Raw genomic sequence first — 13,014 nt, forward strand, 5'->3', positions numbered from 1 at the left:
TCACGATTAATGAGCGATATGGCAGAGCGCCTTGCGCTGCATGAATTCACGGAAAACGCCTACCTGAACTATTCCATGTACGTCATCATGGACAGGGCGTTGCCGTTCATCGGTGATGGCCTGAAACCTGTTCAACGTCGCATCGTGTACGCGATGTCTGAACTGGGGCTGAGTGCCAGCGCCAAATATAAGAAGTCTGCCCGTACCGTGGGTGACGTTCTGGGTAAATACCACCCGCACGGCGACAGCGCCTGCTACGAAGCCATGGTGCTGATGGCGCAGCCGTTCTCGTACCGTTACCCGCTGGTCGATGGTCAGGGGAACTGGGGGGCGCCGGACGATCCGAAGTCCTTCGCGGCAATGCGTTATACCGAATCCCGCTTGTCTAAATATGCCGACGTCCTGCTGGGCGAGCTCGGTCAGGGGACGGTTGACTGGCAGCCAAACTTTGACGGCACCCTGCAGGAGCCGAAAATGCTGCCTGCGCGTCTGCCCAACATTCTGCTTAATGGCACCACCGGCATTGCCGTGGGGATGGCGACAGACATTCCGCCACATAACCTGCGCGAAGTCGCCAAAGCGGCCATTACGCTCATCGAGCAGCCGAAAACCACTCTCGATCAGCTACTGGATATCGTCCAGGGGCCGGATTATCCGACCGAAGCGGAAATCATCACCTCCCGTACAGAAATCCGTAAGATTTACGAAAACGGTCGCGGCTCCGTGCGCATGCGTGCGGTGTGGAAGAAAGAGGACGGTGCCGTTGTAATTACCGCGCTGCCGCACCAGGTCTCAGGCGCCCGCGTGCTGGAGCAAATTGCGGCTCAGATGCGCAATAAAAAGCTGCCGATGGTTGACGATCTGCGCGATGAGTCCGATCACGAGAACCCAACCCGTCTGGTTGTTGTTCCACGCTCCAACCGGGTGGATATGGATCAGGTGATGAATCACCTGTTTGCCACCACCGATCTGGAAAAAAGCTACCGCGTTAACCTCAATATGATTGGCCTTGATGGTCGTCCGTCGGTGAAAAACCTGCTGGAGATCCTCAATGAGTGGCTGGTGTTCCGTCGTGACACCGTGCGTCGCCGCCTGAATTATCGTCTGGAGAAAGTGCTCAAGCGCCTGCATATCCTTGAAGGTTTGCTGGTGGCGTTCCTTAACATCGACGAAGTCATCCATATCATTCGCACCGAGGATGAGCCTAAGCCGGTGCTGATGTCGCGTTTTGGCATCACTGAAACCCAGGCCGAAGCCATCCTTGAACTGAAACTGCGCCATCTCGCTAAACTCGAAGAGATGAAAATTCGCGGCGAGCAGGACGAGCTGGCGAAAGAACGCGATCAGCTGCAGGGTATTCTCGCTTCTGAACGTAAAATGAACAACCTGCTGAAGAAAGAGCTGCAGGCTGACGCCGATGCCTATGGTGACGATCGCCGCTCGCCGTTGCATGAACGTGAAGAAGCGAAAGCCATGAACGAGCATGACATGCTGCCGTCCGAGCCTGTCACCATTGTGCTGTCGCAAATGGGCTGGGTGCGTAGCGCCAAAGGCCATGATATCGATGCGCAAGGGCTTAGCTTCAAAGCAGGAGACAGCTGGAAAGCCTCTGCGAAAGGCAAGAGCAACCAACCGGTGGTCTTTATCGACTCCACCGGCCGCAGTTACGCCATCGATCCTATCACGCTGCCGTCCGCCCGTGGGCAGGGTGAGCCGTTGACCGGTAAACTGACGCTGCCGCCGGGGGCGACGGTTGAACACATGGTGATGACTAACGAAGATCAAAAATTGCTGATGGCAAGCGACGCCGGTTATGGCTTCGTCTGTACGTTCAGCGATTTGATTGCCCGCAACCGCGCCGGTAAGACCCTGATCAGCCTGCCGGACAATTCACGCGTCATGCCGCCGCTGGAGATTGAAAACGACGCCGACATGCTGCTGGCTATTACCCAGGCAGGGCGTATGTTGATGTTCCCGGTCAGCGACCTGCCGCAGCTTTCCAAAGGTAAAGGCAACAAAATCATCGGCATTCCTTCTGCGGAAGCGGCGAAGGGGGAAGATGGCCTGGCGCATCTCTACCTGCTACCGCCACAAAGCACGCTGACCATTCATGTCGGCAAACGCAAAATCAAGCTTCGCCCCGAGGAGCTGCAGAAAGTGCAGGGTGAACGCGGACGTCGTGGCACCCTCATGCGCGGATTACAACGCATTGACCGCGTTGAAATTGACGCCCCTGCTCGTGCCGGAGCAGGCAACAGCGAAGAGTAATTCGTGCATGTCTTGCCCCCCTCATTCTGACGGGGGGCATCATTAAAATTTCCCGTAAAAGCGTTGTTTATTCGTGAATTGCGATTAACAATATGTTTTTTACGGACCCGCATCTGACCTGGCCTTGTGTGTTAATGGCTCACGTTTCATGCTCATAAGGATGGGTTTTCGAGGTAGCTATGCTATTAATTATTCGCGCAATCATTGTTGTTATTTATTCCATACTGGTCTGTGTATTTGGCTGCCTGTACTGCTTATTGAGTCCGCGTAATCCGAAGCATGTTGCTACTTTTGGTCATATGTTTGGTCGCCTGGCGCCGGTACTGGGACTCAAAGTGGAAAAACGTTTTCCGGCAGATTACACCCAGCTTGATAAGGCGATTTATATTGCCAATCACCAGAACAACTACGATATGGTTACCGCGTCCAATATCGTGCAGCCGCCAACGGTGACTGTGGGTAAAAAGAGCCTGCTCTGGGTGCCGTTCTTTGGTCTGCTGTACTGGCTGACGGGCAACCTGCTTATCGATCGCAATAACCGTGCAAAAGCCCATGGCACCATTGCGCAAGTGGTGAAGCATATCCAGAAACGCAATATCTCTGTCTGGATGTTCCCGGAAGGTACCCGCAGCCGTGGCCGCGGTTTATTACCGTTTAAAACCGGTGCTTTCCATGCGGCGATTGCCGCAGGGGTGCCGATTATTCCGGTCTGTGTCTCCACAACGTCGAATAAAATCAATCTTAACCGCATGAAGAATGGCCTGGTGATTGTCGAAATGCTGCCGCCCATCGAGACCAGCAACTATGGCAAAGATCAGATTCGTGAGCTGGCAGCGCATTGCCACGACGTGATGGCGAAAAAGATTGAAGCATTAGATAAAGAAGTGGCAGAGCGCGAAGCCACAGGTCGGGTTTGATCGCCCATTTTAATGATGTCGGGAAATGACTTCCCGTCCGGTCTATTCAGTTTCACACGGAGCAACTATGTCACTCAGTCGGCGTCAATTTATTCAGGCATCTGGCGCGGCACTTTGCGCCAGCGCGATGCCGCTGAGGGCGAACGCCGCCGGGCAGCAACCTCCGTTGCCCATCCCTCCGTTGCTGGAGTCTCGCCGTGGTCAGCCGCTGTTTCTCACCCTGCAACGTGCGCACTGGTCGTTCGCCACCGGAACACGCGCGCAGGTGTGGGGCGTTAACGGGCGCTACCTCGGCCCCACCATCCGCGTATGGAATGGCGATGACGTCAAGCTGATTTACAGCAACCGCCTGACGGAAAACGTCGCCATGACGGTGAGCGGTTTGCAGGTGCCGGGCCCGCTGATAGGCGGCGCTGCCAGAATGATGACCACCAATAATGACTGGGCTCCGGTGCTGCCGATTCGTCAGAATGCGGCCACGTTGTGGTATCACGCCAACACGCCCAATCGCACCGCGCAGCAGGTGTATAACGGCCTGGCAGGGATGTGGCTGATAGAAGATGAGGTCAGCAAATCACTGCCCATTCCGAACCACTACGGTGTAGACGATTTCCCGATCATTATTCAGGATAAACGGCTGGATAACTTCGGCACCCCGGAGTATAGCGAGCCGGGCAGCGGCGGCTTTGTGGGCGACACGCTAATGGTGAATGGCGCCCAGAGTCCGTTTGTTGAAGTGTCGCGCGGCTGGGTGCGGTTGCGCCTGCTCAATGCCTCTAACTCACGCCGTTATCTTTTGCAGATGAGCGACGGTCGTGCGCTGCATGTGATTTCCGGCGATCAGGGCTTTTTGCCGGTACCGGTGTCGATCAAACAGCTGGCGCTGGCGCCGGGTGAGCGACGGGAAATTCTGGTCGATATGACCAATGGTGACGAGGTCTCGCTCACCTGCGGTGAAGCGGCGGGGATTGTTGACCGTCTGCGGGGTTTCTTTGAGCCGTCGAGCATTCTTATCTCAACCTTAGTCCTGACCCTGCGGCCCACCGGGCTGCTGCCGCTGGTGACCGATACGCTGCCGATGCGTCTGCTGCCTGCGGACATCCTGACCGGCACGCCCACCCGCAGCCGTGATATTACCCTTGGCAGTGACCCGGGCATCAACGGCCAGCTGTGGGACCCCCAGCGCCTCGACATGACGGCGCAGCAGGGAACCTGGGAGCGCTGGACGGTTCGTGCCGACATGCCGCAGTCGTTCCATATGGAAGGCGTGATGTTCCAGGTGCGTAACGTCAATGGCGCGATGCCTTTTGCCGAAGACCGGGGATGGAAGGACACGGTTTGGGTCGACGGGCAGGTCGAGCTGCTGGTCTATTACGCGCAGCCTTCGTGGCCTCACTTCCCCTTCCAGTACGGTAGCCAGACGCTCGAAATGGCCGACAGAGGATCATTAGGCCAGCTGTTGGTGAATCCGGCACCGTAAACGCCCTCACCCCTGCGCGGCGAGGGCGAAAATCCACGTCGCCGCCCACGCGATCGGTTCCCTCGCCACTTGTGGGTTGAGGGATCCCCATAAAAAATACGAGCACGGACAGTTCCCTCTCCTCTTTGGGGAGAGGGTCAGGGTGAGGGGAAACATGCGGCTCTGGTGGCCATTCCGTTCACCTTATGTTCCTTGTTTTTCTGTCGCTCCAGAACCCGTGAACGTGCCAGGGTGGTTCACCGCCACCACCCTGGCGACCCGGGCTCCCGGCCAGGAAAATCGCCGCTGGCGCGGTTCACTTAGCGTATTCCTTCAGGCTAATCGGGGACGGGCGAAGGTAACGTCCATGTAAAGTCGCCCTCGCCGCGCATCCCTGCGCGTCGCCCCGGCCTTACGGATACGCTTCGTCGATTTTCAGCCGGACCCAGTCATCGCGGCGAATGTTTTATTCTCATTACGCAATGTTATCGCTGTAAAACATCATATTACTGGGGACTCCTCAGCGTTGAGGGACAGGGCCAAGGTGAGGGGGAAAAACCCCACACATATTCCTTCAATTCACTTATTGATCCGGCGTATAATCCCCGCCCTTTGATTATTTTTTTGCCACTTTTTTGGAAGCAAGATGAGCGCAATATCCCTGATCCAACCGGATCGAGACCTCTTTTCCTGGCCCCAGTACTGGGCGGCCTGCTTTGGTCCGGCTCCATTTTTACCCATGTCCCGTAGTGAAATGGACCAACTTGGCTGGGATAGCTGCGACATCATTCTGGTTACCGGTGATGCCTATGTGGATCACCCGAGTTTTGGCATGGCGATTTGTGGACGCATGCTGGAAGCGCAAGGCTTCCGTGTGGGGATCATTGCTCAGCCGGACTGGAACAGCAAAGACGACTTTATGCGTCTGGGTAAGCCCAACCTGTTCTTCGGCGTGACCGCAGGCAACATGGACTCCATGATTAACCGTTATACGGCGGATCGTAAGCTGCGCCACGACGATGCTTACACCCCGGATAACGTCGCCGGCAAACGCCCGGATCGTGCGACGCTCGCCTACACTCAACGCTGTAAAGAAGCCTGGAAAGATGTGCCGGTTATTCTAGGCGGCATTGAAGCCAGCCTGCGCCGTACCGCGCATTATGACTACTGGTCGGATACCGTGCGCCGCTCGGTGCTGGTGGACTCCAAAGCCGACATGCTGATGTTCGGGAACGGTGAACGCCCGTTGGTGGAAGTGGCACATCGTCTGTCCCAGGGCGAACCAATTTCGCAGATTCGCGACGTGCGTAACACCGCCATCATGGTAAAAGAGGCGCTACCGGGCTGGAGCGGTGTGGATTCCCGCATCATTGATATGCCGGGCAAAATCGACCCGATTCCGCATCCTTACGGTGAAGATTTGCCCTGTGCAGATAACAAGCCCGTCGAGCCTAAACAAGCCGAAGCGAAGGCTGTTATGGTTCAGCCGCCGCGTCCCAAACCCTGGGAAAAAACCTATGTGCTGCTGCCGTCTTTTGAGAAAGTCAAAGCCGACAAAGTCCTCTATGCCCATGCTTCACGTATTCTGCATCACGAGACTAACCCTGGCTGCGCCCGCGCCCTGATGCAAAAACACGGCGACCGCTTTATCTGGGTTAACCCGCCGGCCATCCCGCTGTCGACAGAAGAGATGGACAGTGTATTTGCTCTGCCGTACAAGCGTGTGCCGCACCCGGCCTATGGCAACAGTCGTATCCCGGCTTACGAGATGATCCGTTTTTCGATCAACATCATGCGCGGTTGCTTCGGGGGCTGTTCTTTCTGCTCAATCACCGAGCATGAAGGGCGCATTATTCAGAGCCGTTCCGAAGACTCGATCATTAACGAGATCGAAGCCATTCGCGACACCGTACCGGGCTTTACCGGCATCATTTCCGATTTGGGTGGCCCGACGGCCAACATGTACATGCTGCGCTGTAAGTCACCGCGCGCGGAGCAGACCTGCCGCCGCCTGTCATGCGTTTACCCGGATATCTGCCAGCACATGGACACCAACCACGAGCCGACGATCAATCTCTACCGTCGCGCCCGTGACCTGAAAGGCATCAAGAAGATCCTCATCGCCTCCGGTGTGCGTTACGACATTGCGGTGGAAGATCCGCGTTATATCAAAGAGCTGGCGTCTCACCATGTGGGCGGCTACCTGAAGATTGCTCCGGAACACACGGAAGAGGGGCCGCTGTCGAAAATGATGAAGCCGGGTATGGGCAGCTATGACCGCTTCAAAGAGCTGTTCGATACCTACTCAAAACAGGCCGGTAAAGAGCAGTATCTGATCCCGTACTTTATCTCTGCGCACCCCGGTACGCGTGACGAAGATATGGTCAACCTCGCGCTGTGGCTGAAGAAGCACCGCTTCCGTCTGGACCAGGTGCAGAACTTCTATCCCTCACCGCTGGCCAACTCAACGACCATGTATTACACCGGGAAAAACCCACTCGGTAAAATTGGCTATAAGAGTGAAGACGTGGTGATTCCAAAAGGTGATAAGCAGCGTCGTCTGCATAAAGCGCTGTTGCGTTATCACGATCCGGCTAACTGGCCGATGATCCGTCAGGCGCTGGAAGAGATGGGTAAAAAGCATCTGATCGGCTCACGCCGTGATTGCCTGGTACCTGCCCCTACACTCGATGAAATGCGTGAAGCACGCCGTCAGAACCGCAATACCCGTCCGGCGCTGACCAAGCACACGCCGATTGTGCATCAGCGTCAGAATGGCTCAGCGAAGCCTGCGACGGCGGGCCAGGGTGCGGCGAAGAGCGGCGCAAAAAGCGGTGTTGCAAAGAGTGGTACGGTGAAAAGCGGCGCTGTCAGAAATGAGAGTGCCAGAAAAGCAGTAAAACGTAAGGCTGGCTAACCGTGGTTAGGGTGAGGGGAAACATGCGGCTCTGAGGGTCGTTCCGTTCACCTTATGTTCCTTGCTTTTCAGCCGGACCCTGCCATCGCGGTGACTGTTTTATTCTCATTGCGCAGTGTTATCGCTGCAAAACCTAATATTACTGTGGTTGCCGCGGCACAGTGGGAGAGGGGAAGGCCAGGCGCGGGTATCACTCCCTCTCCCTTAGGGCTGAGGGATCCCCACAAAATAATACGAGCACGGACAGTCCCCTCTCCTCTTTGGGGAGAGGGCAAGGGTGAGGGGAAACATGCGGCTCTGGGGGTCATTCCGTTCACCTTATGTTCCTTGCTTTTCTGTCACGCCAGAACCTGTGAACGTGCCAGGGTGGTTCACCGCCACCGCCCTGGCGACCCGGGCTCCCGGCCAGGAAAATCGCCGCTGGCGCGGTTCACTGCGCATATTCCTTCAGGCTTATCGGGGACGGGCGAAGGTAACGTCCGTGTAAAGTCGCCCTCGCCGCGCATCCCTGCGCGTCGCCCCGGCCTTACGGATACGCTTCGTCGATTTTCAGCCGGACCCTGCCATCGCGGTGACTGTTTTATTCTCATTGCGCAGTGTTATCGCTGCAAAACCTAATATTACTGTGGTTACCGCGGCCCAGTGGGAGAGGGGACGGCCAGGCGCGGGTATCACTCCCTCTCCCTCAGGGAGAGGGCTGGGGTGAGGGTGAACTGACGGCCCCTTTCTCCGCTGCTTCGTCGCTTTGCGCTTCTTCTACCCGCTCACGGTTATAAGCTTTCATCCCTTCATACAAGCTGCTCGTTTCATTGACGATATCATCAATCAACCAACGGCCATTTTCATCGACCAGCACCAGCGTTTGCGTCACGGTTTCCGGCCCATCGCTGAAAGGACGAAAGCGAACGACCGCATCCACATGCTGCGGGTCGTGGGTGACAATATCCACCCGCTCCAGCACCAGGTTGTCATAATCCTGGCAGTTGCAAACCGGATCGTAATTCAGATAGCCGACGTCACCTTCAGCGGTCAGTTTCTGATCTTCAGCCACCTCTTTCATCAGCCGAGTGGAGACAATCTGATCCGGGCCGGAGGCATCGAACACCACGCCCGGGGCATTATTTGCATAGTGCTGATAGAGCAATTCCACGCTACGCTGTGGGGACTGCCCCAACGCTGAAAAACTGCACGCAATGAGCATGACCAAACATTTTTGCATAGAGGCTTCTTTTTCTGGGGTACGGTGTTCAGAGTAGCATTGCCTTTGGGCGGGCGTAAGCCTCTGCACACCAAGAGATGAGCATCAATTTTCAGGGAGTGAGAGATGACAACACGATTCTGGCCCGCCATTGTGATGATGGCGCTGTTGCAAAGCGGGTGTGTCGCCCGGACCCAGTCCCAGCCAGCTGTCGAAGGGCGTTTGCTGGACAGTAGCGGCAACCCCGTGTCTGGCGCGGAAATTACGCTAAAAAGTAACGGCCCGGACGCCCGTACGGTCTCCGACAGCAACGGTGTATTCACTTTCTCCGGCGATCATGAGTGGTCGTTCTTTTTGCCGATTGGCCCCATTGATAAGGTGAATATCTCTCGCTTGCTTATTACCGCACAGGGTCAGCACTACGATGAACTGCTCTCCTATCGGCTGAGTGGCCCCTTTGGCGGCGGGCCTGCTGAAATGAGCGTGGTCTGCACGTTACCGAAGACGCAGCAAGCGCCGAAGCCGGAAACCGGGGAAACCGGTGTCTGCCAGCGTGTACCGCTTAACAACGCGGATGGATCGGTAAAATAAAAAAAGCCCGGTTTGAATGCCGGGCTTGGGAGAGGTTAGCCGCCGAACTGATCCGGGTCCGGGCCGAGGCGCTTGCCCTGGTCCAGTTTGGCAATGTCGGCCAGCTCGTCTTTGTCCAGACGGAAGTCCCAGACGTCAAAGTTTTCGGCGATACGTGAGGGTGTGACCGATTTCGGAATCACCACCAGGCCGCTGTCGAGATGCCAGCGAATAACGATTTGCGCGGCGGTTTTGCCGTATTTATCCGCCAGGTCGCGAATAATCTTCTGATCAAAGACCCCTTCGCCACCCTGTGCCAGCGGGCTCCAGGACTCGGTCTGAATCTTATGCGTTGCATTCCAGGCATGTAGCTGGCGCTGCTGGAGAAGGGGATGCAGTTCAATCTGATTAATCACCGGCGTCACGCTGGTTTCATCAATCAGTTTTTGCAAATGGTGAATCTGGAAATTACAGACCCCAATGCTCTTCACCAGACCCTGTTGTTGCAGTTCGATCATCCCTTTCCAGGCGTCAACGTAGTGATCGATCGCCGGAACCGGCCAGTGCATCAAATACAGATCCAAATAATCAAGCTGCAGCTTATCAAGGCTCTCCTGCAATGCTTCATGGGGACGTTTCTGATCGTCATTCCACAGTTTTGTGGTGATAAACAGTTCGTCACGTGGGACGCCTGCACTTTTCAGCGCATCGCCAACACCGTCTTCATTTTTATACGCAGTTGCGGTATCGATGGAGCGATAACCGACTTCGAGCGCTTTGTGAATGGCGGAAACCACTTCCTCATTACCCGCTTTCCACACGCCGAGACCGAGCTGTGGCATCAGGTTGCCATCAGCAAGTTTAATCACGGTTGAATGTGTCATGCATGCCTCCTCTATGAGCTTACCGGGACGGATCCCGGTAAGGTTGTGTGCATTAAGTCTGGACGAAAAGTCCAAAAACGAAAGGCGAGGGCGTAAAAAGCTTAGCGTGCCGCTTCATAAATGCGACGGCTGACATCCAGGGTAATGTCCTGATGTTCGCCAAGTTTTGTCATGCCGTGCTCTTCCAGCTTCGCCAGCAGGGCTGGAATGGTGCTACCGTCCAGACCGTAACCGGACAGACGTGTCGGCACGCCCATCTGTTCGAAGAACCCGCGTGTGGCTTCGATGGCCGCATCGATACGGGCATCGTCAGAACCTTCGGTGATGTTCCAGACGCGCTCCGCGTACTGCAGCAGTTTGCCACGTTTGGTGTCGCGTTTTTCATTCCACAGCGCAGGCAGCACGACCGCCAGCGTCTGGGCATGATCCAGACCGTGCATGGCAGTGAGCTCGTGGCCCAACATGTGGGTTGCCCAGTCCTGCGGCACGCCAGCACCGATCAGGCCGTTCAGCGCCTGAGTGGCTGCCCACATGACGTTGGCGCGAACATCGTAGTTTTCCGGTTCCTGCAGCGCTTTCGGGCCATCTTCGATCAGCGTCAGCAGAATGCCTTCGGCGAAACGGTCCTGAATTTTGCCATTCACCGGATAAGTGACGTACTGCTCAACAGTGTGGACAAAAGCATCTACCACGCCGTTCGCGACCTGACGCGGCGGCAGGGTGTAGGTGTAAACCGGATCCAGCACCGCGAAGACTGGCTGAACGTGTTCGTTCATAAAGGCCTGCTTGTCGCCGGTGGTTTTGCGCGAAATCACCGCGCCTTTGTTGGATTCAGAACCGGTGGCCGGCAGGGTCAGTACCGAGCCCATGGGGATGGCGCTCTTAATGTCGCTGCCGCCATTTTGCAGGATTTGCCACGGGTCGATTCCGTCCGGGTAGTGGGCGGCTGCCGCGATAAACTTGGTGCCATCCAGCACCGAACCGCCGCCGACCGCCAGCAGGAAGGTGATGTTCTCTTCTTTAGCGATTTTCACTGCCTTCATCAGCGTTTCGTAAGACGGGTTCGGTTCAATGCCGCTGAATTCATGCACATCAAGTCCGTCCAGCGCGCTGTAAACCTGGTCCAGAACACCGTTTTTCTTCACGCTGCCGCCGCCGTAAGTAATGAGCACGCGGGCATTAGCAGGAATTTGTTCACGCAAATCGGCGATGGCGCCTTTGCCAAACAGAATGCGAGTGGGGGTATGAAGAGTAAAGTTGTTCATTGCTCGTTCCCTTATGTGGGTAAAAAAACGTGGCGGCGCAAAGGGCGGCCTGATGGTGCCCATTGTGGACAGCATGGGCTAACCTCTCAATGCACATTTCTGCCGATGTCTTGCCCATTTCTACATTGCGCTGGAGAAAAAGGGTAAAAGTACGCACACTGTCAGCGTCGGGAATAGTGCGTGGAGCAAGAGAATATGAACCGCGAAGAGGTTTGCCAGCAGTTAACTGAACAGATTAAATTGCTGAAAATAAACGAAAATAGTCTGAGTGAACTACTGCCGGATGTGCGTCTGCTTTACGGTACCCAGCCCGGAACACGTACCCCGGTGATGTACCAGCCAGGCATCGTTTTTCTCTTTTCCGGCCATAAAATCGGTTATATCAACGAACGTGTGTTTCGCTATGACACCAACGAATATTTGCTCCTGACCGTTCCATTGCCCTTTGAGTGTGAAACCTTTGCGACAGACGCTGTGCCGTTGGCGGGTATTCGCCTGAATGTCGATATCCTGCAGTTGCAGGAACTGCTGATGGACATTGGCGAGGATGAGCTGTTTCGTCCGTCGATGGCGTCAAGCGGCATCAACTCCGCGACGCTGTCAGATGAGATCCTGTGCGCCATTGAGCGCCTGCTGGACGTGATGGACAGGCCGCTGGATGCCCGTATCCTCGGAAAGCAGATAATCCGCGAAATCCTCTATCACGTACTGTTGGGGCCGGGAGGCGGCGCGCTGTTGGCGCTGGTCAGCCGTCAGACCCATTTCAGCCTGATTAGCCGGGTGCTGAAGCGTATTGAAAGTCAGTACACCGAAAACCTGAGTGTGGATCAACTGGCGTCTGAAGCGAACATGAGTGTTTCTGCGTTTCACCACAACTTCAAGTCCGTGACCAGCACCTCGCCGCTGCAGTATCTGAAATCTTTCCGTTTGCATAAGGCGCGGATGCTGATGATCCACGATGGCCTGAAGGCCAGTGCGGCAGCAATTCGTGTGGGATATGAAAGCCCGTCTCAGTTCAGTCGCGAATTTAAGCGCTATTTTGGCGTGACGCCGGGAGAGGATGCGGCGCGGATCCGCATGATGCAAGGGGCATGATCTTCCCCTCCGGTGCTGAGGAATCCCCAGTAATATTACGTTTTGCAGCGACAACACAGCGTAATGTGAATAAAACAGTTACCGCGATGACTGGGTCCGGCTGAAAATCGACGAAGCGTATCCGTAAGGCCGGGGCGACGCGCAGGGATGCGCGGCGAGGGCGACTTTACACGGACGTTACCTTCGCCCGTCCCCGATAAGCCTGAAGGAATACGCTAAGTGGACCGCGCCAGCGGCGATTTTCCTGGCCGGGAGCCCGGGTCGCCAGGGCGGTGGCGGTGAACCGCCCTGGCACGTTCACGGGTTCCGGCGCTACGGAAAAGCAAGGAACATAAGGTGAACGAAATGACCCTCAGAGCCGCATGTTTCCCCTCACCCCATCCCTCTCCCCAGAGAGGAGAGGGGGCTATCCATGCTCGCATTTTTTTGTGGGGATCCCTC

9 protein-coding genes are annotated in these 13,014 nt (G+C 56.0%); 6 read left to right on the forward strand and 3 right to left on the reverse strand.

Features of this window, described 5'->3' with window-relative positions:
• Nucleotides 1-9: 9 nt before the first annotated feature.
• From parC to ACUY4Q_RS03750, 4 genes are all read left to right on the forward strand, one after another.
• Nucleotides 10-2,268, forward strand: a complete 2,259-nt coding sequence (gene parC / locus ACUY4Q_RS03735; RefSeq protein WP_458045748.1) for a DNA topoisomerase IV subunit A — start codon at nt 10-12, stop codon at nt 2,266-2,268.
• A gap of 179 nt (nt 2,269-2,447) precedes the next feature.
• The gene (locus ACUY4Q_RS03740) at nt 2,448-3,185 is read left to right on the forward strand and encodes a 1-acylglycerol-3-phosphate O-acyltransferase (protein ID WP_458045749.1); all 738 of its coding nucleotides are present in this window, start codon (nt 2,448-2,450) and stop codon (nt 3,183-3,185) included.
• A 67-nt stretch (nt 3,186-3,252) separates the two neighbouring features.
• Nucleotides 3,253-4,665: a cell division protein FtsP gene (gene ftsP / locus ACUY4Q_RS03745; protein ID WP_458045750.1), complete on the forward strand. Its 1,413-nt coding sequence runs from the start codon at nt 3,253-3,255 to the stop codon at nt 4,663-4,665.
• A 625-nt stretch (nt 4,666-5,290) separates the two neighbouring features.
• Nucleotides 5,291-7,561: a YgiQ family radical SAM protein gene (locus ACUY4Q_RS03750; protein ID WP_505335112.1), complete on the forward strand. Its 2,271-nt coding sequence runs from the start codon at nt 5,291-5,293 to the stop codon at nt 7,559-7,561.
• Nucleotides 7,562-8,246: 685 nt separating this feature from the next.
• Here the strand turns inward: ACUY4Q_RS03750 and ACUY4Q_RS03755 are convergent.
• A complete protein-coding gene (locus ACUY4Q_RS03755) occupies nt 8,247-8,780 on the reverse strand; it encodes a DUF3828 domain-containing protein (protein ID WP_458045751.1) in 534 nt (177 codons plus the stop codon).
• 105 nt (nt 8,781-8,885) lie between these two features.
• Here ACUY4Q_RS03755 and ACUY4Q_RS03760 point away from each other — a divergent pair, with 105 nt between their 5' ends.
• Complete coding sequence (locus ACUY4Q_RS03760) at nt 8,886-9,350, forward strand: carboxypeptidase-like regulatory domain-containing protein (RefSeq protein WP_458045752.1); 465 nt, start codon at nt 8,886-8,888, stop codon at nt 9,348-9,350.
• A 35-nt stretch (nt 9,351-9,385) separates the two neighbouring features.
• On the opposite strand, the gene dkgA is transcribed toward ACUY4Q_RS03760, so the two are convergent.
• Together dkgA and yqhD are read right to left on the reverse strand one after the other, a co-directional pair.
• Nucleotides 9,386-10,213, reverse strand: coding sequence for a 2,5-didehydrogluconate reductase DkgA (dkgA, locus tag ACUY4Q_RS03765; RefSeq protein WP_458045753.1), 828 nt, complete (start codon nt 10,211-10,213; stop codon nt 9,386-9,388).
• 101 nt (nt 10,214-10,314) lie between these two features.
• Nucleotides 10,315-11,478: an alcohol dehydrogenase gene (yqhD, locus tag ACUY4Q_RS03770; protein WP_458045754.1), complete on the reverse strand. Its 1,164-nt coding sequence runs from the start codon at nt 11,476-11,478 to the stop codon at nt 10,315-10,317.
• Nucleotides 11,479-11,673: 195 nt separating this feature from the next.
• Between yqhD and ACUY4Q_RS03775 the strand changes: the two genes are divergently transcribed.
• On the forward strand, nt 11,674-12,573 hold the full coding sequence (locus ACUY4Q_RS03775) for an AraC family transcriptional regulator (RefSeq protein ID WP_458047255.1): 900 nt from the start codon (nt 11,674-11,676) through the stop codon (nt 12,571-12,573).
• Nucleotides 12,574-13,014 lie beyond the last annotated feature (441 nt).

This window comes from Phytobacter cepae (genome assembly GCF_054165735.1).

Excerpts from the sequence above, each read along its gene's own strand:
- dkgA (WP_458045753.1), bottom strand. The coding sequence starts at position 10,213 with ATGACACATTCAACCGTGATTAAACTTGCTGATGGCAACCTGATGCCA.
- ftsP (WP_458045750.1), top strand. The coding sequence starts at position 3,253 with ATGTCACTCAGTCGGCGTCAATTTATTCAGGCATCTGGCGCGGCACTT.
- ACUY4Q_RS03750 (WP_505335112.1), top strand. The coding sequence starts at position 5,291 with ATGAGCGCAATATCCCTGATCCAACCGGATCGAGACCTCTTTTCCTGG.
- parC (WP_458045748.1), top strand. The coding sequence starts at position 10 with ATGAGCGATATGGCAGAGCGCCTTGCGCTGCATGAATTCACGGAAAAC.
- yqhD (WP_458045754.1), bottom strand. The coding sequence starts at position 11,478 with ATGAACAACTTTACTCTTCATACCCCCACTCGCATTCTGTTTGGCAAA.
- ACUY4Q_RS03740 (WP_458045749.1), top strand. The coding sequence starts at position 2,448 with ATGCTATTAATTATTCGCGCAATCATTGTTGTTATTTATTCCATACTG.
- ACUY4Q_RS03775 (WP_458047255.1), top strand. The coding sequence starts at position 11,674 with ATGAACCGCGAAGAGGTTTGCCAGCAGTTAACTGAACAGATTAAATTG.
- ACUY4Q_RS03755 (WP_458045751.1), bottom strand. The coding sequence starts at position 8,780 with ATGCAAAAATGTTTGGTCATGCTCATTGCGTGCAGTTTTTCAGCGTTG.
- ACUY4Q_RS03760 (WP_458045752.1), top strand. The coding sequence starts at position 8,886 with ATGACAACACGATTCTGGCCCGCCATTGTGATGATGGCGCTGTTGCAA.